Source organism: uncultured Caballeronia sp., assembly GCF_964243625.1.
Classification (GTDB): Bacteria; Pseudomonadota; Gammaproteobacteria; order Burkholderiales; family Burkholderiaceae; genus Caballeronia.
Window position 1 is genome coordinate 1 of record NZ_CAXTGZ010000757.1, and the last position, 2,622, is coordinate 2,622.

General features: G+C 56.9%; 3 protein-coding genes and 1 tRNA gene. 2 read left to right on the forward strand and 2 right to left on the reverse strand.

All coding sequences use genetic code 11. The features are described 5' to 3' along the window. The first annotated feature begins 25 nt into the window (after nucleotides 1–25). Complete coding sequence (locus ACFFAR_RS30450; RefSeq protein WP_061999096.1) at nucleotides 26–1,276, forward strand: aspartate kinase; 1,251 nt, start codon at nucleotides 26–28, stop codon at nucleotides 1,274–1,276. 184 nt (nucleotides 1,277–1,460) lie between these two features. After that, nucleotides 1,461–1,554 (forward strand) — tRNA-Ser (locus ACFFAR_RS30455). Between the two features lie 116 nt (nucleotides 1,555–1,670). Here the strand turns inward: ACFFAR_RS30455 and ACFFAR_RS30460 are convergent. Next, on the reverse strand, nucleotides 1,671–2,117 hold the full coding sequence (locus tag ACFFAR_RS30460) for a DNA-binding transcriptional regulator (protein WP_061999097.1): 447 nt from the start codon (nucleotides 2,115–2,117) through the stop codon (nucleotides 1,671–1,673). A gap of 5 nt (nucleotides 2,118–2,122) precedes the next feature. Further along, nucleotides 2,123–2,428: a DUF4258 domain-containing protein gene (locus tag ACFFAR_RS30465; RefSeq protein WP_174364832.1), complete on the reverse strand. Its 306-nt coding sequence runs from the start codon at nucleotides 2,426–2,428 to the stop codon at nucleotides 2,123–2,125. Between the last annotated feature and the right edge of the window lie 194 nt (nucleotides 2,429–2,622).

The following is a 2,622-nucleotide window of genomic DNA, read 5'->3' on the forward strand; positions in this document are numbered from 1 at the left end:
GTTTCTCCTTCAGTTCAGAACGACAATGGCACTCATCGTACATAAATACGGCGGCACTTCGATGGGCTCGGTCGAGCGCATCAAGAACGTCGCCAGGCGCGTCGCCAAATGGCACAAGGCAGGCCACAAGCTGGTCGTCGTCCCGTCGGCCATGTCCGGCGAAACGAACCGCCTGCTCGGCCTCGCGCGCGAAATCACCGCGAACCCCGACCCGCGCGAGCTCGACATGATCGCCTCCACGGGTGAACAGGTCAGCGTCGGCCTCTTGGCTATCGCATTGCAGGCCGAAGGCCTCGAAGCGGTCAGCTACGCCGGCTGGCAAGTTCCCATCAAGACCGACAGCGCATTCACGAAGGCACGGATCAGCGAGATCGACGGCACGCGCGTGCTCGCCGATCTCGATGCAGGCAAGGTCGTCGTGATCACGGGCTTCCAGGGCGTCGATCCGGAAGGCCATATTGCAACGCTCGGACGCGGCGGTTCGGATACGTCGGCGGTGGCCATTGCGGCGGCATTGAAAGCCGATGAATGCCTGATTTACACGGACGTCGACGGCGTCTACACCACAGACCCGCGCGTGGTGGAAGAGGCGCGCCGGCTGGATCGTGTGACGTTTGAAGAAATGCTGGAAATGGCGAGCCTCGGATCGAAGGTGCTGCAGATCCGTTCGGTGGAATTCGCGGGTAAATATCAGGTGAAGACACGCGTGTTGTCGAGCCTGACGGACCCCTTGATTCCGCTCGAAACCGAAATGTGCTCGGGCACCCTGATTACTTTTGAAGAAGACGAGACCATGGAAAAAGCTGTTATCTCGGGCATTGCATTCCAGCGCGACGAAGCGCGTATTGCCGTGATGGGCGTGCCTGATAAGCCAGGTATTGCGTACCAGATCCTGGGCCCGGTGGCGGATGCGAACATCGACATCGACATGATCATCCAGAACACGAGCGTGGACGGCAAGACCGACTTCACGTTCACGGTGGGCCGCGGCGATTACGCGCGCGCCATGGATATCCTGACAAACCAGGTGAAGGAACATGTGAAGGCCGAGCAGGTACGCGGCGACCCCAAGGTGTCGAAGGTGTCGGTCGTGGGCGTGGGCATGCGTTCGCACGTGGGCATTGCCAGCACGATGTTCCGGACGCTGGCGGAAGAGGGCATCAACATCCAGATGATCTCGACGTCCGAGATCAAGATTTCGGTGCTCATCGACGAGAAGTACACCGAGCTCGCCGTGCGGGCGTTGCACAAGGTGTTCGAACTCGATCGCGCTTGAATTGCAAAAGCGTGAATGGATAGCGCATCAGAGGCGGGTGTTTGTTACCGTTTAAGGGCTTGATGTATCGTTCTTCAACGCGCTCTCAGATGCGAAAATTTTTGTCTCATGAAATTGACCCGCAGCCGCTAACCCGCTATGATCTTGGCTTCGTCGCGCTGACTCCCGCGCGGCAGAAAGTGCAGGAGACGTGGCCGAGAGGTTGAAGGTACTCCCCTGCTAAGGGAGCATCTGGGCTAAAACCTGGATCGAGGGTTCGAATCCCTCCGTCTCCGCCAGAAGATGGTCAAAAACCCCGTAGATCGTCAGATCTACGGGGTTTTGTTTTTTCTATTGAGCAACGAATCTGCGAGACGCCCCGCAAGGTCTTCTGGCTTGCGGCGGACTTCGCTTCCTAAGCAACAGCTTCTTCCTCTTCGTGCTGCCAGCCTTTCTCGGTTTCACGCATGACGATGGTCAGCACTCTTTCTGTCACATTGAGTGCTTCGACCAGATCCTTGACCTTCTGATTGCCACCCACGTGTTCCATGTAGATGGCCCGCATGGCGAAGTCGGCCAGCTTGGGCAGCGGAACGTGCTTCTTTTCCCACTTGGCAACGGCCTGATCGGTTACGCCCATCAAGCGTCCAACCGACGTCTGCGATAAACACAGCGCTTGCCGAAGATAGCGAAACTCTTCGGCGGTAAGCGGTGAACGCTTGCTTGCAAGCGCGAGGCAGATTGCCCGGATCAGGCCATCCAGGTCGTGAAACGAAACGCCCGGGCCAAACTCGGTGTCGTGCTCTTCGTAGCCGTTCGCGACGACAATGTTGGTCAAGCCGCCATCGGTATAGGTGTACATTTTTTCTACTCCTCTCTATCTTTGTCGAACGCAGTGACAACTATGGTTTGCGTCGCGCCCATGCCGGCTACTGCCGCAATGACCTTGATCTCGTCCCCGCCACAGTCGTACTCCATCCGGCACTTCATGTTGCCGGCCGGCGTCTGCACGGGTGGACGCACTATATGTCCTCGACGCAGCGTTTCCAGCACCATTGCTTTCGTGATGCATCGTGCTGTCATCATCTCGTCGGCATGTCTGGTAAAGATCACGTTGATGGTGCTTTGCGCTATCTCATGAATGAGCTTTTCCCAATCGCGGTTGGTTGCCATAGTCTATAAAAAGTATAGGAGTTTGCGATTCAAAACGCAACCGAAATTTTCATGTCGGTTGCCTCGCCCGCGCCGAGGCTTGACCTATACACTCGCCGGTTTCAAGCATTTTCGGCAAGTAATAATTCTGCAAATTAGATTGGGATGTGACCACGCGAGCTCTCGCGCAGCACGTTGCAGCCTTCGATGATTTT